At 74.7% G+C, this 20277-nt stretch carries 19 protein-coding genes; 5 read left to right on the plus strand and 14 right to left on the minus strand.

Annotated features, from left to right (window positions below; genetic code table 11):
• Positions 1-39: 39 nt before the first annotated feature.
• The 8 genes from AC3AQ1_RS03170 to AC3AQ1_RS03205 form a co-directional block, all read right to left on the minus strand.
• On the minus strand, positions 40-657 hold the full coding sequence (locus tag AC3AQ1_RS03170; protein ID WP_234417713.1) for a YceD family protein: 618 nt from the start codon (positions 655-657) through the stop codon (positions 40-42).
• Between the two features lie 153 nt (positions 658-810).
• On the minus strand, positions 811-1329 hold the full coding sequence (locus tag AC3AQ1_RS03175) for a hypothetical protein (protein WP_234417715.1): 519 nt from the start codon (positions 1327-1329) through the stop codon (positions 811-813).
• A complete protein-coding gene (gene coaD, locus AC3AQ1_RS03180) occupies positions 1326-1823 on the minus strand; it encodes a pantetheine-phosphate adenylyltransferase (RefSeq protein WP_108717787.1) in 498 nt (165 codons plus the stop codon). Before coaD ends, AC3AQ1_RS03175 begins: the two co-directional genes overlap by 4 nt.
• Positions 1824-1883: 60 nt before the next feature.
• Positions 1884-2300 (minus strand): hypothetical protein, encoded by a 417-nt coding sequence (locus tag AC3AQ1_RS03185; RefSeq protein ID WP_108717788.1) that lies wholly within the window; start codon positions 2298-2300, stop codon positions 1884-1886.
• A gap of 29 nt (positions 2301-2329) precedes the next feature.
• Complete coding sequence (locus AC3AQ1_RS03190; protein ID WP_108717789.1) at positions 2330-3031, minus strand: RsmD family RNA methyltransferase; 702 nt, start codon at positions 3029-3031, stop codon at positions 2330-2332.
• Positions 3032-3088: 57 nt separating this feature from the next.
• On the minus strand, positions 3089-4756 hold the full coding sequence (locus AC3AQ1_RS03195; RefSeq protein ID WP_108717790.1) for a DUF6297 family protein: 1668 nt from the start codon (positions 4754-4756) through the stop codon (positions 3089-3091).
• A complete protein-coding gene (locus AC3AQ1_RS03200) occupies positions 4753-5445 on the minus strand; it encodes an ABC transporter ATP-binding protein (RefSeq protein ID WP_108717791.1) in 693 nt (230 codons plus the stop codon). Before AC3AQ1_RS03200 ends, AC3AQ1_RS03195 begins: the two co-directional genes overlap by 4 nt.
• A gap of 221 nt (positions 5446-5666) precedes the next feature.
• Positions 5667-8018 carry an ATP-dependent DNA helicase RecG gene (locus tag AC3AQ1_RS03205; RefSeq protein WP_234417717.1) on the minus strand — a complete coding sequence of 784 codons (2352 nt, stop codon included), beginning with the start codon at positions 8016-8018 and terminating at the stop codon, positions 5667-5669.
• A gap of 305 nt (positions 8019-8323) precedes the next feature.
• On the opposite strand from AC3AQ1_RS03205, the gene rpmB reads away from it, so the two are divergent.
• Positions 8324-8515 (plus strand): 50S ribosomal protein L28, encoded by a 192-nt coding sequence (rpmB, locus tag AC3AQ1_RS03210; protein WP_108717793.1) that lies wholly within the window; start codon positions 8324-8326, stop codon positions 8513-8515.
• An 80-nt stretch (positions 8516-8595) separates the two neighbouring features.
• Here rpmB and AC3AQ1_RS03215 read toward each other — a convergent pair whose 3' ends face one another.
• The gene (locus AC3AQ1_RS03215; RefSeq protein ID WP_108717794.1) at positions 8596-9186 is read right to left on the minus strand and encodes a hypothetical protein; all 591 of its coding nucleotides are present in this window, start codon (positions 9184-9186) and stop codon (positions 8596-8598) included.
• Between the two features lie 59 nt (positions 9187-9245).
• On the minus strand, positions 9246-10205 hold the full coding sequence (locus AC3AQ1_RS03220) for a thiamine-phosphate kinase (protein WP_108717795.1): 960 nt from the start codon (positions 10203-10205) through the stop codon (positions 9246-9248).
• 59 nt (positions 10206-10264) lie between these two features.
• On the opposite strand from AC3AQ1_RS03220, the gene AC3AQ1_RS03225 reads away from it, so the two are divergent.
• Together AC3AQ1_RS03225 and AC3AQ1_RS03230 are read left to right on the plus strand one after the other, a co-directional pair.
• The gene (locus tag AC3AQ1_RS03225; RefSeq protein ID WP_108717796.1) at positions 10265-10849 is read left to right on the plus strand and encodes a DUF3515 family protein; all 585 of its coding nucleotides are present in this window, start codon (positions 10265-10267) and stop codon (positions 10847-10849) included.
• A 265-nt stretch (positions 10850-11114) separates the two neighbouring features.
• Positions 11115-11273, plus strand: coding sequence for a hypothetical protein (locus AC3AQ1_RS03230; RefSeq protein WP_159096358.1), 159 nt, complete (start codon positions 11115-11117; stop codon positions 11271-11273).
• Between the two features lie 81 nt (positions 11274-11354).
• On the opposite strand, the gene AC3AQ1_RS03235 is transcribed toward AC3AQ1_RS03230, so the two are convergent.
• Positions 11355-12467: a D-alanine--D-alanine ligase family protein gene (locus AC3AQ1_RS03235; RefSeq protein ID WP_234417719.1), complete on the minus strand. Its 1113-nt coding sequence runs from the start codon at positions 12465-12467 to the stop codon at positions 11355-11357.
• Positions 12468-12529: 62 nt separating this feature from the next.
• Between AC3AQ1_RS03235 and AC3AQ1_RS03240 the strand changes: the two genes are divergently transcribed.
• Positions 12530-13771, plus strand: a complete 1242-nt coding sequence (locus AC3AQ1_RS03240) for a trans-sulfuration enzyme family protein (RefSeq protein WP_108717798.1) — start codon at positions 12530-12532, stop codon at positions 13769-13771.
• A gap of 1740 nt (positions 13772-15511) precedes the next feature.
• Complete coding sequence (locus AC3AQ1_RS03245; RefSeq protein WP_159096359.1) at positions 15512-16549, plus strand: HNH endonuclease signature motif containing protein; 1038 nt, start codon at positions 15512-15514, stop codon at positions 16547-16549.
• Positions 16550-16793: 244 nt separating this feature from the next.
• Here AC3AQ1_RS03245 and AC3AQ1_RS03250 read toward each other — a convergent pair whose 3' ends face one another.
• The 3 genes from AC3AQ1_RS03250 to AC3AQ1_RS03260 all read right to left on the minus strand — a co-directional run bounded on the left by AC3AQ1_RS03250 (position 16794) and on the right by AC3AQ1_RS03260 (position 20056).
• Positions 16794-17789 carry an NAD(P)H-dependent glycerol-3-phosphate dehydrogenase gene (locus AC3AQ1_RS03250; protein WP_108717800.1) on the minus strand — a complete coding sequence of 332 codons (996 nt, stop codon included), beginning with the start codon at positions 17787-17789 and terminating at the stop codon, positions 16794-16796.
• 1 nt (position 17790) lies between these two features.
• Complete coding sequence (locus tag AC3AQ1_RS03255) at positions 17791-18507, minus strand: lysophospholipid acyltransferase family protein (RefSeq protein ID WP_108717801.1); 717 nt, start codon at positions 18505-18507, stop codon at positions 17791-17793.
• Between the two features lie 322 nt (positions 18508-18829).
• Complete coding sequence (locus AC3AQ1_RS03260) at positions 18830-20056, minus strand: carbohydrate-binding protein (protein WP_108717802.1); 1227 nt, start codon at positions 20054-20056, stop codon at positions 18830-18832.
• Positions 20057-20277 lie beyond the last annotated feature (221 nt).

Raw genomic sequence — 20277 nt, forward strand, 5'->3', positions numbered from 1 at the left:
GGGTCTTCCTCTTCCTTCGTCGTGAAACCGCAGAGAAGTCTACGGCACGTCCTGCTGGTCGGGTGTGTCGGATGTCCGGGGCGCCCGGGGCGTCTCGGAGGTCTCGTCGTTCTCGTCGTCGCGGGTCAGCGCGTCGACCAGTGCCGCCCACCGGGCGTCGATCTTCTCGTGCCCGTGCTCGGTGCCCGCCTCGTTGAGGTCGGCGCCGCACTCGGGGCACAGACCCTTGCAGTCCGGGCGGCAGTACGGCTGGAACGGGAGGGCGAGCACGACGGCGTCGCGCACCGCCTGCTCGACGTCGACGAAGTCTCCGGTGAGCTCGTGCACCTCGTCCGCCTCGTCGTCGTCCGGGTCGTGCTCGATCGCACCCGGGTAGGCGTAGAGCTCGGTGAAGTCGACGTCGATCCGGTCGGTGACCTCGCCCAGGCACCGCACGCACTCCCCCACGAGCGGGGCGCTGATCTCGGCCGAGGCGAGCACGCCCTCGACGATCGACTCGAGCCGGACGTCCAGCGTCACGGGAGCGCCCTCGGGTACGCCGATCACCTCGATGGCCAGGTCGGCGGGTGCCGGGACCTCGAGGGTGTACGTGCGCATCGTCCCGGGGCGACGGCTGAGGTCGTGGATCCCGATGACGAACGGTGAGCGCGTGTCCACGCGGATGCTCCAGTTCGTGCGAGGTGGGGGCGGCCGACGGACGGCCAGCGTTCTACCCTACCGTACGCGCGGCCGTCGGCCGGCGCGGGTCCAGGGGTGTCTGCCCGGGTGCTCGCCGGTGGCCCCTCGGTGGCCCGTCGGGTGCTCGTCGGGTCAGGAGGACTTGCGCCCCGCGAGGCGCGCTCGGCCGGCCAGGACCTGCTGCTTCACCGCGTCGAGGTCGGTCTCCAACTGGGCGAGCCGAGAGTCCGCGTAGTCGTCAGCGCCCGCCTCGAGCTCGGCGGCGCGCTGCTCGGCCCGCGCGACGATCTCGGCGGCTCGCGTGCGCGCTCCCTCCGTGAGCTCGTGCTCGTCGACGAGCTTCTCGGCACGCAGCCGCGCGTCGGCGACGATCGCCTCGGCCTCGGCGCGCGCCCGGGTGAGCACCTTCTCCGCCTCGGCCACCACCTGGTCGGCGGCGGCGACCTGGTCGGGGACGGCCTCGCGCGCCGCGGCGAGCAGGTCCAGCACCTCGGCCTTGTTCACCAGCACGGACGCGCTCATCGGCATGGCGCGCGCGTGCTCGAGCAGCGTGGCCACGTCGTCGAGCAGCCCGAGCAGCGGGGCGGACCGGTCGTCCGACGCGGACTGCGCAGACGCGCGGGTGGCAGCGGGATCGGGGTCGTGGGTCACGGGTTCTCCTGGCGGGTGAGGGAGCGGAGTCGGGCGCGGACGAGATCGCCGACTCCCGGGGGAACGAGGTCGTCGACGGGGCCGCCGTAGCGGGCGACGTCGCGGACCATCGAGCTCGCGATGTGGGAGAGGTGGCCGGAGCCGACGAGGAACACGGTCTCGATGCCCGACAGGTGCCGGTTCATCGCGGCCATCGGCGCCTCGCCGTCGAAGTCGGCGCCGCCGCGCAGGCCCTTGACCACGGCGACCGCACCGACCTCGCGGCAGAAGTCGACGAGCAGACCGGGCATCTCGGCCACCCGCACCGTGGGCAGGTGGGCGACGGCGCCCGCGAAGGCGGTCACACGCTCCTCGGCGGTCAGCAGGGGCGCCTTCGCAGCGTTGCGTCCGACGGCGACGACCACCTCGTCGAACAGCGCCGCGGCGCGCGTGACGACGTCGACGTGCCCCAGGGTGACGGGGTCGAACGTGCCGGGGACGACGGCGGTGCGCACCCGTCCAGACTAGGCGCCGATGCGCAGCGACCGCGCGGGAGGCTCGCCGTCGGGCTCCGGCTAGCGTCGCGAGCGCTCGTCCTTGCCCTTGTCGCCGTTCACGACGATGCCGACGATCGGCACCGCGAGGAAGAACAACCAGGACCAGACCCAGCCACCGAACAGGAATCCGCACAGGAAGAACAGGATCGTCGCGACGATCGGGGTGATCGCGAGGATCTGCCCCTTGCTCAGCCCTCCCCCTGAACGGGCCGGCGGGACGGAGGCTGCGGGCACCCCGGCGGCGGGCGTCGGGGCGCCGTACGCGGGCGTGCCGTACGACGACGTGCCACCGGGCGCGTCACTGGCCGACAGCGGCGGGTCGAGCGGGTAGCCGATGCTCTCGTTGCGGTTCGCGCCGTGCCCGGCGTCGGAACCCGAGGGGTTCGACGAGCCGAGGTTCGAGGGATCGGGTCGCGGGGCGTCCGAGGTGCTCATGGATCAGGACGGTATTCCCGCGGGGGCGCTCAGGGAAGCACCTCGCGGGCGTCATCGGCAGACCCGTCGGCCGGATCGCCGTCGGGGCCGGCGGTGCCGCCCGGCGCCACGTGGTCCAGCAGGTGCAGCACGGTCTCGCCGTAGCGGCGATCCCGCCAGGCCTCCAGGCCCTCGGGCAGCGCGACCGGTTCGCTGCGCACGGAGCGTTCGAGCACCACGACGGCGTCGGCCGCGAGGTGCGGCACGAGCGCCGCGAGGACCGTGGCCACGCGCGAGGAGTCGACGTCGTAGGGCGGGTCGAGGAACGCGAGGGTCCAGCCGCCGTCCGGCACGGCTCCGACCGCACGTGACGCCCCGCCGGTCGCCCCGGCGTGCGCTCCGGTCGCTCCAGCGGTCGCTCCGGTCCCCCCGGCGAGGAACGTCTCCACCTTCGCCTGGTGCGTCCGGACGAGGCCTGTGAGCCCGAGCGACCTCGCGTTGGCCCGGCAGACGTCGGCGGCGCGACGGTCCGCCTCCACGAGGTCGACGTGAGCCGCGCCGCGGCTTGCCGCCTCGAGGCCGAGCGCTCCGGAGCCGGCGTACAGGTCCAGGACGCGTGCGCCGTCGAGCAGGCCGTCGTGATCGAGCGCCGTGAAGAGCGCCTCGCGCACCCGGTCCGTGGTCGGGCGCGTCCCCCGCGGCGGGACCGCGATGGTCCGTCCGCCGACGCTCCCCGCGATGATCCGTGCCACCCCGGCAGCCTAGTGACGCGGTCGCGCATCAGCCGATCGGACGCCGCAGCAGCGATCTCAGCGCCGAGGCGGCTGCTTCGCCTGCTGCTGCTCCGCCTGCGCCTGGGCGCGCGCCATCAGGCCGGAGGGCTGCCCCGGCTTCTGGACGCCGCGCACGTGCAGCGCGACGAGCACGAGGATCGCCGAGAGCACGACCTGGATCTGGACGAGCACCACGGCCGGCCCGACGACGAGGGCGACCGCCGCCGGCAGCACCGTGACGAGCGCGAGCGCGGGGCCGAGCGCGACGGCGGAGAACAGGTCGGGCGGGTAGGCGCCCTGCGGCGTGATGACGAGCGGCTTGGACCAGTCGGGCGTGCGCCGGTAGGCGGTGATGATCCCGGTGCCCGCGAGGCCGGGCGCGACGGCGAGCGCGAGCGCCAGCCAGCTGATCCCGAAGCCGCCCGCGAGCAGGACGGCAAGCACCCCGAGCACGACCGCGGCCCACACGGCCGCGACGATCGCCGCGAGCAGCACGCGCGCGCCGCGCGTCGCGCGGGCGGACATGCCGAGCACGCGGTCCAGGGCCGGCGCGTGCTCCCCCGCCCGGGCGCCCGCGCCGAGGGCGGTCGCGGTGAGCGAGCCGCCGACGACGAGCGTCAGCGCCGTGACGATCGGCGAGGCGCCCGCCGCGGCCACCGCGACGGGCAGCACCGTGGCCGCGAGGATGTTCGTGATCCGACCCGGGCTGCGGGCGAGCAGGAGCGCGTCGGCCGTCATCATCGCGGTCATCCGGCCGCGCGCCGTGACCAGAGACGAGCTGCGGCGGCGAACGTCGGCCCCGGCGTCGGTGAGCGCACGCCCGAGGGCACGCAGGTCCATCGTGAGGACCGCCGTCGTGGCCTCGCCGATCCGCGCACCGCGCGTGCGCAGGACCGCGCCCGGGATCGCCCCGACGCGCAGCAGCACGCCGACGAGCGCGACGACGGCGAGCACACCGGCCGGGATCGCCACGATCGCGGGGTGCAGCGCAGGCGCCGCAGGGTCCGTGAGGGCCAGGCCGAGCCAGGCGAGGACGGCGACCGCGGGCAGCGCGTCACCGAACCGCGCGACGAGGCGCGAGTGTCGCGCCTGGCGCACCGGGGAGGCGTTGCTCGTCTGCGCGAGGATCGTGGCGCCGACGAGCGCGACGCCGATGCCGACCCCGGCGAGCGCGAGCCACGGCAGTTCCGCCGGTTCGCCGACGAGGCCGATCAGCACGCCGACGAGGCCACCGACCCCGGCGCCGAGGCCGAGCCAGCCGAGGGCGGTGGGCCGCAGCAGCGAGGCGCGGTCGGCCGGCGTGGGCAGCCACCACAGCGCGCCGGCGGATCCGACCGCCACCGGTCCGAGTCGCACGAGCAGGGCCAGGGTGGGTCCCACGACGGCGAGCGCCGCCACGAGCACGAGCCACACCGGGTCGACGAGTGCCGCGTGCTGACTGGTCGCGTCCGTGTTGATGCCGCCGCCGAGCAGGCGGGCCCCCTGCACCGCGACCACGATCGCGATCGCGGCCGTGAACACGTAGGTGTAGAGGTCGCCGAAGATCTTGTACCAGGGCGCGCCGCCGTGGCCCTTGCGGGCGCGACGGGTGAGGGCGCGCAGGCCGGCGCCGCTGGGGACGTCGGACCCCACGGGGTGGGTCGAGGGTGCGACGCCCGCGAGGTCGTCGGGCGCGTCGGGGCTGTCGGGGGCGTCGGGGCTCACAGCGCCTCGATGAACGCGAGCGCCTGCGCGGGCTTGGTCGAGCGCACCGAGGACTCGGTGAGAAGCAGCGCGTGCGACGCCGCGCCGACGAGCGCCGGGTCGTGCGTGGCCATCACGACCGTCACGCCCGCCGCACGCTCGGCGCGCAGCCGGGTCACGAGCCGGTCTCGCATGCCCGCGTCGAGGCGCTGCTCCGGCTCGTCGAGCACGAGCAGCTTGCGTGGGCGCACGAACGCCGCCGCGAGCAGCATGCGTCGCCGCTGACCGGAGGACAGCGCCGCCGGCATCGCGCGCTGCCGCTCGCCCAGGCCGAACTCGTCGACGAGCTCGGTGACGAGGTCGCTCGCCTTCGCGACGCCGTGGCCGCGCGCGAGCAGCAGGAGGTGCTCGCGGACCGTGAGCGCAGGGAACGCGGCGTCCTCGTCCATGACGGTGGCGACGGCGGAGCGGAACTCCGCCTCGCGCTCGTCGACCTCGCGCCCGAACACCTCGACCTTGCCGCCCAGCGGCGCCAGCAGGCCCACGACAGCACGCAGGAACGTCGACTTCCCGCTTCCGTTCGCACCGACGACGGCGAGCCCCGCCCCCGGCGGGACGGAGACGTCGATCGGGGGACAGACGGCGGTCGCGGCGCTCTCGCCGTAGCCGACGAGCAGGCCCTGGGAGCGCAGTGCGGGGGTCGAAGCCACGACGACGAGCGTAGGACCCGCGCGGCGGCGGTCTTGCGCCCGTTGGTCCTGGCAAGCCGGTGGTCCGGGCTGCCCCGCGGGTCGCAGGGTGGTGAGTCGCGACTCACCTCTCGCCGGGTCGGTCGCGAGCCGGTGGTCCGGGCTGCCCCGCGGGTCGCAGGCCCGGGTGGTGAGGCGCGACTCACCTCTCGCCGGGTCGGTCGCGAGACGCTGGCGGAGGGTCAACCGCGCTCGAGGAACTCCTCGCGATCACCCTCGAGCGTGCGCTCGATCGCGGCGGCCAGGTCGGGGTGCTCCGCAAAGGTCGGGTCCTGCGCGACGAGCGCGCGCGCCGCGTCCCGGGCCGCCACGATGACCTTCTCGTCGGTGACCACGCGCAGCAGCCGCAGCGTGCTGCCGCGCCCGTGCTGCGCGGCGCCGAGGACGTCGCCCTCGCGTCGCTGCACGAGGTCGGCCTCGGCCAGCGCGAACCCGTCCCGCGTCCCCGCGAAGGTGAGCAGCCGCTCGAGCGACGGGCTCGGCGCCTCGTTCCGGCCCGGGAACGGCAGCGGGGAGACCGCGAAGCACACCCCCGGGAGCGCGCCGCGACCGATCCGACCGCGCAGCTGGTGCAGCTGGGACAGGCCGAACCGGTCGGCGTCGAGCACGACCATGACGCTCGCCTCGGCCACGTCGACGCCGACCTCGACCACGGTGGTGGAGACCAGGACCGGGGTCTCGCCCGACGCGAACGCGGCCATCGCGGACTCCTTCTCCTCCGCGGCCAGGCGTCCGTGCAGCGCCCCGATCGGCACGCCGGCGAGCGCCGGGAGGGTCCGCAGCCGCTCGACCACCGCCTCGACCGAGGCGAGTTCGCGGACCGGGCCGTGCTCGCCGTCGTCCGCGTGTCCGGAGACGGCGGGGATGGCCGACGGCGAACCCGCGGCGCCGACAGGAGCGGCGAGGGCGGCGGCGTCGTCCGGGTCGGGGTCGACGGCGGTGAAGTCCTCCCCGGCCTCGCCGGCCGACGCGCTGATCCGCGGGCAGACGACGTAGGCGCGTCGGCCCTGCGCGACCTCCTCCGCGACGCGCTGCCACATCCGGTCGGTCCAGCGCTCGTTGTGCTCGGGCACGACGAAGGTCTCGACCGCGGCGCGGCCGGCGGGAACGTCGCGCAGCGTGGAGACCTCGAGGTCGCCGAAGATCGTCATCGCCACGGTGCGCGGGATCGGCGTCGCCGTCATGACGAGGAGGTGCGGCGCGGTGCGGCCCTTGGCGCGCAGCGCGTCGCGCTGCTCGACGCCGAATCGGTGCTGCTCGTCGACGACGACGAGCCCGAGGTCGGCGAACTGGACGTGCTCCTGGAGCAGCGCATGTGTGCCGATCACGATCCCGGCGCTGCCACCCGCCGCCTCCGCGAGGGCCTTGCGCCGCTGACCCGCGGACATCGAGCCGGTGAGGAGGACGACGCGGGTGGCGTCGTCCGCGCCGCCGAGCATCCCGCCCTCGGCGAGCGGCCCGAGCATCGCGCGGATCGACCGCTCGTGCTGCGCGGCGAGCACCTCGGTGGGGGCGAGCAGCGCCGCCTGGCCGCCGGCGTCGACGACCTGGAGCATCGCCCGCAGCGCGACCAGCGTCTTGCCGGAGCCGACCTCGCCCTGGAGCAGGCGGTGCATGGGCACCGTGCCGGCCAGCTCGGCCGAGATCACGCCGCCGACGTCGAGCTGCCCGGCCGTGAGCTCGAACGGCAGGCTCGCGTCGAACGCGTCGAGGAGGCCCTGCATCCGGGTGGGCCGGGCGGCCGCGGGGTCCGCCGCCGCCTCGGCCCGGCGCCGCGCCATCGCGGCCTGCAGCACGAACGCCTCCTCGAACCGCAGCGCGTCCTGCGCGGCGAGGAAGTCGCGGAACGTCTCGGGCTCGTGCAGCGCGCGCAGCGCCGTGGCGTGGCCGAGCAGGCCCTCGGACATCCGCACCTCGAACGGCACCGGGTCGGGCAGGTCCTCGTCCCGCAGCCGGTCGAGCTGGCCGCGCAGCGTGGCGCCGATGTGCTCCGACGTGAGCCCACGGGTCTGGCCGTAGAGCAGCCGCGGGCGCTGGGCCTGCGCCTCGATCTCGGCGTCGGACAGCCCGGAGTCCACGACGTCGATGCGCGGGTGCACGATCTGCAGACGCCCGTTGTTCATGCCGACCTTGCCGTCCACCGTGACCCGCCGGCCGACCGGGAGCCGCTGCTCGAGGTAGGCGACGCGGCCCTGGTGCGGGGCGAAGTAGACGAGCGGGAGGCGACGCGTGCCGTCGGTCACCTCGATGGTCACGACGGCGCCGCGACCGGCCCGCCGCTGCCTCGAGGTGAGCGAGGCGATCTCGACGATGACCATGACGTGCCGGCCCACCTCGACCTTCGACAGGTCGGTGAGCTCGCCGGGGTCGACGGCGCGGCGCGGGTAGTGCTCGAGCAGGTCGCGCACCGTGACGAGGCCGAGGCGGGCGAACTTCTTGGCCTGGCTGTCACCGAGGGCGAGCCGCAGGCTACGGTCCAGGGGCGCGCGACGGACGACTCCGCCGGTTCGCTCGCCGGTCTCGTCCGCAGCCACCCCACGAGCGTAGGACGCCGGTGCGACAGGGCGCTGCGGTGCGGTGGCTGGGTGTGGACGGCTGTGCACGACGGGTCCGACGAACGTGCGGGCCATCGGCGCGGACGGGTCGGACGGGTCGGACGGGTCCGGCGGCGGTTCGCGCGCGGCGTCCCGCCGATTCGATCCGCGTGGCCTCCCGGTGTATGCTGCTGCGGTTGCGTTGACCCGGATCGTTGCGCTGTGCCCTCGTGGTGCTGGCCGAAACCAGGGACGCTGTCAGGATTCGCCACCCGATCGGGTGGCTCACGATGAGGAGAACGACCGTGGCTTCGACCTGCGACGTGTGCGCGAAGCACCCGAGCTTCGGCAAGAGCGTCTCGCACTCGCACGTGCGGACCTCGCGCCGTTGGAACCCGAACATCCAGAAGGTGCGCACCGTGGTCAACGGCACCCCGACGCGCCTCAACGTCTGCACCTCCTGCCTCAAGGCGGGCAAGGTGACGCGCGCTCTCTGAGCCGCCTCCAGCCGGACTCGCGAAGGCCGCTGACCCGCCCGGGTCGGCGGCCTTCGTCGCGCTCGGACCCGCGGGTGTTCTCAGCCCTGCCGGGCGCGCCGCGAGCGCCACGCGACGAGCGCCACGACCGGCGCGACGAGCAACGCCACCACCACGAGCAGGCCGCCGATCACCGGCAGCGCCGAGGACTCCCCCGGGTCGCGGGCCATCGCCGTCGAGGCCTCGGCGAGCGTCACCGGGCCGGGGCCGTCGAGCACGAACCGGGCCCCGGGTGAGAACGCGCTGACGCCGGCGTCGTCGACGAGGAAGTCCCAGCCGCTGTAGCTGACGAGCGCGACGTCGTCGCCCAGCCCCACGACCTCGGCCGCGAGGCTCGGATCGTGCTGGAGCCCCGCGAGCACGACGGCGTCGTCCTCTCGCACGAACGTCGCGACCGCCGCGGGGTAGGTCCCGACGAGGACCGGTGCCTCCCACTCCGGGAGCGCCTCGAGCACGTCGCCCGAGACGTCGCCGGCGAGGAACGCGTCCGACCACGTGTGCACGGTGCGCGGCTCGCCGAGCGCGGACGGCACGTAGGAGTCGGCGCGCGCCTGCGCGACCACGGCGTCGAGCACGCCCGGACCGGCGATCTCGGCGCGGACGTCGTCGGGGACTGGCTGCGGTGCCACCACCCGACCAGGGTACGTGCGGGGCCTTAGTGGGGCGCGAGCCGGGCTGCCGAGCCCCGCCCTCAGTACCCGAAGTGGTCCCAGCCGAACGACCCGACCCAGGGCTCGCCGTCGAGCGTCACGCCCTTGCCCGACCCGACCCGGCCGACCGGACGGAACGACGCGGGCAGCGCGCCGGGCGGGAAGGTCGCCAGGAGTGCGTGGTCCTCCCCGCCGGTGAGCACCCACGCAAGCGGGTCGACGCCGAGCGACTCGGCGGCCTCCGCGAGCAGCTCGACGTCGGGGGCGAGCGCTCCCACGTCGAGGTCGAGCGCCACACCGCTCGCCGTGGCGATGCGGCCCGCGTCGCGCAGCAGCCCGTCGCTCACGTCGAGCATGGCCGTCGCGCCCGCGTGGGCGGCCTCGACGCCGGCCGTGAGCGGCGGGTCCGGGCGGCGGTAGGTCCTGGTGAGGAGGTCCGTGCCGGGAGGGGGGACCACGCCGTCGTACTCGTGCGCGGTGAGGAGCGCGAGGCCGGCGGCCGAGCGGCCGAGCGTGCCTGCGACGGCGACCACGTCGCCCACCCGCGCGCCGGAGCGCAGGACCGGAGGGCGGCCGTCGAGCTCGCCGAACGCCGTGACGGCCACGCAGATCGCCGGGCCGCCGGAGAGGTCGCCGCCGATCACGCCGACCCCGTGCGGCGCGCACGCCGCCGCGAGGCCCCGCGCGAGGTCCGTGACCCAGGCGGCGGGGGTGTCGCCCGGCATCGCGAGCGCGACGACGAGGCCGGTGGGCTCCGCGCCCATGGCCGCGACGTCGGCGAGGTTCTGCATCGCCGCGCGCCAGCCCACGTCCTCCCCCGTGCTCCAGGCGGTGCGGAAGTGCCGGTCCTCGACGAGCACGTCGGTTGTCACGACGAGGTCGCCGGCGACGCCGAGCACCGCCGCGTCGTCGCCCGGGCCGAGGCGCGTGGCCCGGCCGGCGGGCAGGAGCGGGACGAAAGAGGCGAGCAGGTCGGTCTCGGAGAGGTCGCGCACGAGCACGGGGCCATCCTGCCGCCTCCGCGTGCGGGGGCGCGCCCGGGCGCGGCTACCGTGGACGGGTGCTCGCGCGTCCGCTCTCGCCTCGTTCCGTCGGCGTCCGTCCACGGGGTCGCGCGCGGCTCGGCACGCTTCGCCCCTCGGCGGCGGTCCTCGCGCTCGGGCTCACGACGGCGACGCTCGCCTCGTGCTCGTCGGCGGCGGTCCTCGAGCCCGCACCCTCGGCGTCGGACCCCGTCTGCGCCCAGGTGCTGCAGGCGCTGCCGGGCGAGCTCGGCGGGGCGACGCAGCGCGAGACGACGTCGCAGGCCTCGGCCGCGTGGGGCGACCCGCCGATCACGCTGCGCTGCGGGGTCACGCCGCTCGGGCCGACGACGGACCGGTGCTGGGCGGTCACCGGTCCTGGCGACACGTCGGTGGACTGGGTGGTCAAGGAGTACGACGACGTCGTGGACCCCACCGACCCGGACGCCGCCCAGCAGCAGGCCGAGATCGGCAACGGTCGGTTCGTGTTCACCACGTACGGGCGCGTGCCCGCCATCGAGGTCGTCGTTCCGGTCGAGTACGCCGGCACGGACGCGACGGCGATCCTCATCGACCTCGGCTCGGCCGTCTCCCGGACGGACGCCCAGCGGTCCTGCTACTGACGGCGCGCCGCTCCGGGTGGCGAGTCGACTGCCTGGCCGCTGGCTCGCCGTCGGGCGCTGCGTGCCGGGCGAGCTCGGCCAACGTCACCGCCTCGTCGAGGGCGCCCCAAGGGGGCGTCACGACCCCGTCGCGAGGCGATATACCCCACGCTGACCAGCGCGAATGCGTGACCTTGGTCCTAACCGCGACGACGAAACACGCTCGTAACATCGCAGGCAACGGCCTCACGAGGGCCGGCCAGGCGCACATCTCAGGAGTCCCACGATGACCACGAACGACGTCCACCACGAGGCAGTCGCCCTGCTGCACGAGGCGCTGGAGGGGTACCTCCCGTACGCGCGCGTGCGGCGCAGCGAGCTCGACAACGCGACGTGGGAGATGCTGCTGCACGAGGCGCGCGCGGTCGTCGCCCGCACCGCCTGAGCCGGGTGAGCCGCGCGCCTCGCGCGGTGCGCACCTCGAGGCGCGCCGAACGCCGGACGGACGCTGCGCCGTCGTGCGCGCTCAGCGCAGCCCGACGGGACGCTCGAGCGCGAGCTCCAGGAGCTCGGTGATGAGCTCGGGGTAGGTGAGCCCCTCGTGCTGCCACAGCTGCGGGAACATCGAGAACGGCGTGAAGCCGGGCATCGTGTTCACCTCGTTGACGATCGGACCGGAGCCGGTGAGGAACAGGTCCACGCGTGCGAGGCCCTCGCAGCCGAGGGCGTCGAAGGCGTCCGCGGCGAGCGCGCGGGCGGCCGCCTCGTCCTCGTCCGAGACGACGGCCGGGATGCGCAGCGAGGTGGAGGACGTGTCGATGTACTTCGCCTCGAAGTCGTAGAACGCCCGGTCGCCGCCGACGACGATCTCGCCGGGCGCCGTCGTGCGCGGTCGGTCCGTGCCGCGGCCCTGCAGGACGGCGACCTCGATCTCGCGGCCGTCGATCGCGGCCTCGACGAGGACCTTGGGGTCGTGCCGGCGCGCGTCCTCGATCGCGGCGACGAGGGCGTCCTCGCCGTCGGCGAGCACGACGCGACTCACGCCCATGCTCGAACCGGCGCGCGAGGGCTTGACGAAGACCACGTCGCCCAGCAAGGGGATCGGGTCGAGGCAGAGCGCGCGATCGCGCTCCCAGCCCGCGCGCGTGATGACGGTGTAGGGGCCGACCGGCAGGCCGGCGCCGGCGAGCAGCACCTTCATCGCGTGCTTGTCCATGCCGGCGGCCGAGGCGAGGACGCCCGAGCCGACGTAGGGCAGGCCGAGCAGCTCGAGCAGGCCCTGCAGGGTGCCGTCCTCGCCGAAGGGGCCGTGCAGGAGCGGAAGCACGACGTCGACGCCGTTCAGCACGCGCGCGCCCTCCGAGGCGGGGCTGACGAGGACGCGGCCGGTCCTCGGGCCGAACGGAAGGACGACCTCGGGGTGGCCGGCGCGGACCTCGGGCAGCCGCGCGCCGTCGAGGCGGAGGGGCTCGGGGTCGTCGGGAAGCAGGAGCCAGGACCCGTCGCGGGCGATGCCGATCGGCACGACGTCGAAGCGGGAGCGGTCGATCGCGGAGAGCACGCCGGCCGCCGTCGAGCACGAGATGGCGTGCTCGCTGGAGCGTCCGCCGAAGATGATCGCCACCCTGATCCTGGTCACCTCGCGAGACTACGGGCCGCCGACGCGACGCCGTCGGACCGGCACGCGTAGGGTCGGCCCACGTGAGCCAGCACTCCCCCGCCTCCCCCGCCTCCCCCGCGTCCCACGCGTCCCGGGCGTCCCCCGCCTCCCACGTCGACTCGTCCTTTCGGCCCGCCACCACGGTGGTCGCCGCGGGCCGCCCCGCACGCGAGCCCGGCGCGGCGGTGAACCCGTCGATCGTCTACTCGAGCACGTACGTCGGCGACGAGACGCCCGCGCCCGGCCAGCTCGTCTACAGCCGGATCGGCACCGACGCGTGGGTGCCGTTCGAGGAGGCGCTCGCCGCGCTCGAGCGGGCCGACCAGCCGGGACTGCTCTTCGGGTCCGGGATGGCCGCGATCACCGCGGCGCTCGACCTCGTGGGGCCGGGTGCGGCCCTCGTCGTGCCGCGGCACGCCTACCACGCGGCGTTGGTCGCGGCCCGAGTGCTGGTGGAGCGGTGCGGCGTGCGCCTGCGCAGCGTCGACATCGCGGACACCGACGCCGTGGCCGCCGCGACGCGCGGCGAGGGCTGGGACGCCGACGGTGGCGGTCCGGCCGCCGTCGTGTGGCTCGAGACTCCGACCAACCCGATGCTCGAGATCGCCGACATCGCGGCCGTCTCCCGGGTGGCGCACTCGGTGGGCGGCATCGTCGTGGTGGACAACACCTTCGCGACTCCGCTGCTGCAGCGCCCGCTCGAGCTCGGCGCCGACGTGGTGGTGCACTCGGTCACGAAGTACCTCGCGGGGCACTCCGACGTCACGCTCGGCGCCGCGGTCACCTCCGATCCCGATCTGTACGCCTCCCTGCGGCGTCGGCGCACCTTCGGCGGCGCGATCGCCGGGCCGATGGACGCATGGCTCGCGCTGCGTGGGCTGCGGACGCTGGCGCTGCGGGTCGAGCGCGCGCAGGAGAACGCACTCGAGCTCGCCCGGCGGCTCGTCGACCACCCGGCGGTGCTCGCCGTCGCGCACCCCGGACTGCCCGACCACCCGCAGCACGCGCTCGCGGGTGAGCAGATGGACGGGTACGGCGCGATCCTCACGCTGTGCCCGCGGGGTGGCGCGGCCGCGGCGGCGCGACTGACCGGCGCGGTGCGGCTGTGGCTGCCCGCGACGTCGCTCGGCGGCGTGGAGTCGATGATCGAGCGGCGGCGGCGCTGGCCCGACGAGGCGCGGAGCGTTCCGGAGGAGCTGCTGCGGGTGAGCGTCGGGATCGAGCACCTCGAGGATCTGTGGGCGGACCTCGACCAGGCGCTGCGCGTGAGCCAGGAGAGGTAGGCGGGCGGGGCGTTCGTCCGGGCCGGGGCGTTCGTCCAGGCCGGGGCGTTCGTCCCGGCCCGGGCGTTCGTCCAGGGCGGGGCGTTCGTCCCGGGCGGGTCCCGACTCCGTGTAGCCGTGCATCGTCAGCGTGCACGACGGCGGTGCTCGCCTCACCCTGAGGCGCGCCTCGGTCGGCACGCATGACGGCGATGCACGCCTCCCTCTGATTCACGACCCCTCTTTCACTGTGCACGACGGCGGTGCCCGCCTCTCCCAGCTCGGCATGCACGACTGCGGTGCTCGCCTCCCGAAGATGCTCGCCTCGTTCGGCGGGGAGACGACGACGCTCGAGTCTTCATCGCGCGCCGGCGTGGCCTGCACGTCGGCAAACTTCGCCTCTCCGATGCCCGCCTGATCGGGCACGCACGCCCGCGACGCTCGAGTCTCCGTCGCGCACACCGACGCCGGGCGCACGACGGCGGTGCCCGCCTCCCCGAGTCCGCCACCCTTCATGTGGGCGCGTCTTTCGACCTCACGGTTCTCCTTCATGCGTGTCGGTGGCTGGACCTAGCTTTGCGACATGCGTTCGATGAGGCGGGTGGGACCGGATTCACGAACCGTTGGTTCGATCCCGCACACGCGCGGACCTGGGGCAGCGGGACGACGCGACCCGGCGGTCTCGCGGCGATGGGACGCGTCGCCTCGGCACCGGGCGCTCCGCGTGGGTCGCTCACCCGGACCGGGTCGTTCGGCCGCACCGGTTTGGCCCCCTGGATGCGTTGTCGGTGGTCGGGTCTAGCGTGTGGTACGCGAGTTCGACGTGGACGTCGGGCCAGGTGAGAGGGGGTGGCGAGGTGGCTGCGGAACCGGTCGCGGAACGGGGCATGGCGCATCGCGCGGGCGCGAAGGCACCAGCCACCCTTGCGCCCGCCCAGCGCCGGCGTGGCCGCGCGCCGGTCGGCTCGCCGCGGGTTCTGGATGCAGCGTTGCCGGAGCCGACGCCTCTCGTGCGTGCCCCGGCCCGGGCGGGCTCCGCGGGCGCGGGTTCGGTCGTCGCCGCGGGGTCTGGAGACGCTCTCCTCACCGCTGCCGGCGCTGCCGGCGCTGGGGGCGCGCTGGGTGAGCTGGCAGGTGCGGTGGATGTGGTGCGTGAGGCGGTCGCGACGCTGGCCGCCGTGGTGCGCGGTGTGCAGGCAGACCCGCCGACCGGCGTGGGCGGTGGGAGTGTTCTGACGGGCGCGGTGAAGGACCTGGACACCGCGTGCTCGGTGCTCGGGGTTGCGCGGGCGGGTGTGCTGGGGGTGGTGCGGGAGTCGGGGCGGTTCGCGCAGCCGGGTGCGGGTCGGGAGGACTTCACCCGGTGGCGCACTACGACCTCGGGCCAGTCACGGGGCACGACCCGGGCTGAGGAGCACCTCACGAGCGTGCTGACGGATCTGCCTCAGGTGCGCGAGGAACGGCAGCGACGCCTGTGCGAACGGCGGCGGCGCGAACGCAGAGCGCGGCGGCGAGTACGCCGACGGCGGCGGTGGGGACGCAGAGCGCGGCACGGGTTGTGGCGACAGCCGTGGGGTGACGACATGCGCGCCCACCGGAGGCTCGGCCACTGGCGCGCCCACCGGAGGCTCGGCCACTGGCGCGCCCGCCGGAGCCTCGGCCACTGGCGCGGCCGCCGGAGCCTCGGCCGCCGGTGTGGCGCAGGGTGGGGGTCGGTGGGGGGCGGCGTTCCGCCGCTCCGGACTCGCGGCCGAGCCGCCGTTGGCGCAGCTGCTCGACGGGACCCTGATCCGGTTCACGGCCCTGGAGGTCCTGGCCTGCGACGCCTACTGGCAGCGCCTCGTGCTCAACCCCGAGGGCCAACCGGTCAACATCGGACGCAGCGAGCGCACCTACACCGGTGACCTGCGCCGCGCGGTCCTGGTCCGGGACCGGCACTGCCAGTGGCCCGGCTGCACCCTGCGCGCCACCTGGTGCCAGGTCCACCACGTCCAGCACTGGGCCCACGGCGGCGAGACCAACATCGCCAACGCCATCACCATGTGCTCGCGCCACCACCACGACATCCACCGCGACGACATCCACATCACCACCACCCCCGGCGGGTTCGTCTTCACCACCGCCCGAGGCGACCAGATCGGGGCCACCACCCGCCTCGAAGACCACCTCCTCACCCCACCACGACCCCGCCACACACCGCCCGACGGCACAGCCCTGCCCACCGACGAGCCTCCGTTCGACGGCGCAGCCCTGCCCACCGGCGAGACTCTCTTCGACGACGCGACGTCCGAGACGGCCAAGCGGGAGGCCTCGGAGAGAACTCTGCCCACCCTCAGCGCCCGACCCGACGGCGCAGCCCTGCCCACCGGCGAGACTCTGTTCGACGGCGCGACGTCCGAGACGACCCCGCCCACGGCGTCGGGGAGAACTCTACCCACCCTCAGTGCCCGACCCGACGGCGCAGCCCTGCCCGCCGGCGAGACTCTGTTCGACGGCCCGACGTCCGAGACGGCCGTGCGAAAGGCCTCGGAGAGGACTCTGCCCAACGGCGAGACTCTGCTAGACGACGCGACGTCCGAGACGGCCGCGCCGACGGCGCCGGGCGGAACTCTGCCCACCCGCCCGGCCCCGTCCCACGGCGCAGCCGCGCCCACTCGCATTGCCCGACCCGACGACGCGGCCCCGCATCCCAACCGGAGCACCCGGTCGCGCAGCAGCGACGACACCGTGCACTCGACCGACCCGCCCGAACCCGACGACTTCCAGTTCCCCGAAGGCTGCCCCGCCCGCGACTGGTAGCCCGACGATGCTCCGCGCCTCGCCGTCGCCGGCGCGACCTGCGCCGGCTGGCGCGGGGAGCCTACTGGCACGGTCCACGCCTGGGAGTCGCCGCCGCCCGCCCGGCTCGGTGCTCGCCCAGGGAGAGCGCTGCTCGGAGCGCCCGAGCGCGGTCGCGCCGCCGCCGGTCCGGCGTGCGCCGCCGGGCCGGCATGCGCCGCCGGGCCGGCATGCGCCGCCGCACGCGGGCCGCGACCAGCGCTCCTCAGTCCTCAGCGCGCGGCGGGCGATCCACCAGCCGCTCGACCATCTCCTGCACGGTGAGCCCGTTGTACAACACGTCGACCACGGCCCGGATGATCGACGCCTTCACGCCGTTCCGGTTGGCGAGATCCAGGATGGGGCGGCAGGACTTGGCGCCCTCCGCCGTCGAGCCCGTGGCTGCGACGGCCTCCTCGAGCGACATCCCGCGACCGATGTAGGAGCCCAGCCGGTGGTTGCGCGAGAGCGGCGACGAGCACGTCGCGATGAGGTCGCCCATCCCCGCGAGCCCCGCGAACGTCTCCGGCTGCGCCCCCACCGCGGCCCCGATCCGCGCCGCCTCCGACAGCCCGCGCGTCATGATCGACGCCATCGTGTTGTCGCCGAAGCCCACGCCCTGGGCAATCCCGACGGCGAGCGCGATGACGTTCTTGACCGCACCACCGATCTCGATCCCGATGACGTCGGTCGCCGTGAAAACCCGGAAGTAGGGCGTCGCAATGGCGTGCGCGACCTCGAGCGCGGTGTCCTCGTGCTCGCACGCGACCACCGTGGCCGTGGGCTGCCGCTGCGCGATCTCGCCCGACAGGTTCGGCCCCGACAGCACCGCGAGCCGCTTCGCCGGCAGGTCCCACACCGATGCGAGCACCTCGCTCATGCGCTCGTCGGTGCCCTCCTCGACACCCTTCATCAGCGACAGCACGATCGCGTCGTCGGGCACGTCGTCGCGGTAGGGCGCGAGCAGGCCACGCACGATCTGCGAAGGCAGCGCCACCACGACCAGCCCCGCACCGGCAACCGCGGCGGGCAGATCGGTCGTGGCATTCACCGTGTCGGCGAGCCGCACTCCCGGCAGGTAGGTCGGGTTCTCGTGGTCGAGGCTGATCGACCGTGCCGTCTCCTCCGTCTTGGCCCACAGCACGACGTCGTGCCCCGCGTCCGCGAGCAGCTGCGCGAACACCGTGCCGAACGAGCCCGACCCGAGGACGGCGCAGCGCACCTCAGACCCCCGCCTTCCGGCGATCGAAAGGCTCCGCGGGCGGCGTCTCGCCCCGGATCTGCGCGAGCTGGGTCGTGATGGCGGCCATGATGCGGCGCGTCCCCTCCGCGAGCGCCTCGGGCGTGGGCTGCGCGCCCGGCTGCGGCCGCAGGTCGGTGAGGTCGACGGGCTCCCCCACGAGCGCCTGGAACGTGGTGCGCCGCAGCGTGGGGAACTTGGCCTTGCGCGGCAGGATCGCCGTCGACCCCCACTGCGCAAGCGGGATCACGGGCGCGCCCGACGTCAGCGCGAGCCTCGCAACGCCGGTGTGCGCGACCATCGGCCAGGCGTTCGGGTCCAGGGTCAGCGTGCCCTCGGGGAAGATCAGGACGCACTCCCCCGCCTCGAGCGCCGCCTGCGCCGCGACGAGCGAGTCGGCGGCCTGGCGCGTCCGCCGCTCCACGGGGATCTGGCCGGACCCGCGCAGCAGCGCGCCGAGCCCGAACACCTTCCACAGCTCAGCCTTGGCCATGATCCGCGGCGGCGCCCCGTTGTTGTAGAGGACGTGGGCCGTCGCGAGCGGGTCGAGCAGCGACGCGTGGTTCGCGGCGGCGATGAAGCCCTCGGGCCGGTGGAGGTTCTCGGTGCCGCTCCACCGCTTGCGGCCCATGAGCCACAGGAAGGGCTTCACCACACCGGCGATGAAGCGGTAGGTCGGGGAGTACCGGCGCTGTGTCACGGACGCCGATCCTAACGGCGCACGCGGTCGCGGGCCGCGCGGCGGCCGACCGAGCGCGTCGTGCGGACGCCGTCGCGGGCTCGGCAGCACCCACGACGGCGAGCCCCCTCCCTCTCGCATCGCACCCTGCACGACGGCGAGCCCCCCTCGCTCTCGCATCGCACCCTGCACGACGGCGAGCCCCCCTCGCTCTCGCATCGCACCCTGCGCGACGGCGAGCCTCCTCGGTCACATCGCACCCCGCGCGACGGCGAGCCCTCCCGGCCGGTGCAGGCGGCGATCGACGCCGCCCGCACCGACCAGGATCGAACCGACCGGCAGCTCAGCCGATCTGCTCCCACGGACCCCACGGCGACGCGCCCGGCTCCTGCGCCCGCGTCCACCACTTGGCCCGCCACAGGTGCGAGCCGTGCGACACGACGTCGCCCGCCACGAAGATGCGGCTCGACGTCCACGCGGCCACCCCGGACGGCTCGGCCGCGATCTGCTGCCACGGGCCGTACGCGTCCCCGGGCTTCTGACCCTGGGTCCACCACGACGCCCGCCACTGCGCACCCGCGTAGGTCACGACGTCGCCCGTGGTGTACACGGTGCGCGCGTTCCAGTCGGCCGGAGCGGCGGCCTCGGTGTCGTCGCCGACGATGATCCCGCGACCGTTCGTCGCGATGTAGACGCGACCGAAGACGTCGGGGTCTCCCTCGATGTCGGCGCCGATCCAGCCCCACTGGTGCTCGTCGTCGTTGATGCGCTCCCAGGACGTACCGCCGTCGATCGACCGGTAGACGCCACGCACGCCGTCGCGCTCCGCGGCGGTGTAGATCGCGGGGGTGAGCGCTCCGGGCGCGGCGCGGCCGAAGCCGACCGTGTCGGCGGCGTCGAAGCCCGCGACGGCGGACCAGGTGGACCCCGCGTCCGTCGATCGCCACATCCCGTACGCGCCCTCGTCGTCACCGCCGGCGAGCCACAGCACGCCGATCGAGCCCGGCATCGCGGCGAAGCGCACGTTGCCCTCGGCTGGCAGACCACCGGCGACGGCGGCGAACGTCGCCCCGCCGTCGTTGGAGCGGTAGAACATGCCGCCCGCGAGCCCGTAGACGAGGCGCGGGTCGACGCGGTCGCTCTCGACCCGCGCACCGACGGGCAGGCCGACGACGTCCGCCCACGTCGAACCCGTGTCGCCGGACCGACGGGGCGTCACGCCGTCGGGCGCCCACACCACGTTCGCGCCGTTAGCGCTCACCGTGACCGTGCCGGGTCCCGAACCACCGGAGGCGGGCGAGGTGACCCAAGTGGCGCCGGAGTCGGCCGAGGTCGCGACGACGTGGTTGCCCGACCCGTCCGTCCCCGCGCGCACGATCACCCCGGACGTGAGTCCCGCGGCGTCCACGCTCGTCGCCCCGCCGAAGTAGGGCGCCTGGAAGGTGTTGACGACCGTGTCGATGTCGCCGTGGACGAACCCGCCGAGGTCGAGCATCGCCGAGACGAGGTCGACGTCGCCGGCGGGCGCCACGAGGTCCTGGATCGCCGTCTCCTCGATGCCGTCGGCCACGGGCTGGAAATCCTCAGGGCGACGCGAGAGCGAACCGTTTCGATTGAGCGTCCCCGCCGCGCGGGTTGCGGGCGCCGTCAGGGACGCCCTGGCTCACGAGACGTTGGCACGCACAACCCTCTCCACGCGGGCAGCGGCGAGGGCCCTCGTCGGTCTCGAGATCACGCCGACGACGGACATCGCCTCCCCGAAGACCGACATCGCCTCGAGAACGGACCAGG

The sequence above is a fragment of the Miniimonas sp. S16 genome, assembly GCF_057748195.1.

What these genes read in the sequence shown, in the direction of transcription:
- AC3AQ1_RS03230 (WP_159096358.1), top strand. Translation starts at nt 11,115, where the DNA reads ATGACCACGAACGACGTCCACCACGAGGCAGTCGCCCTGCTGCACGAG.
- AC3AQ1_RS03185 (WP_108717788.1), bottom strand. Translation starts at nt 2,300, where the DNA reads ATGAGCACCTCGGACGCCCCGCGACCCGATCCCTCGAACCTCGGCTCG.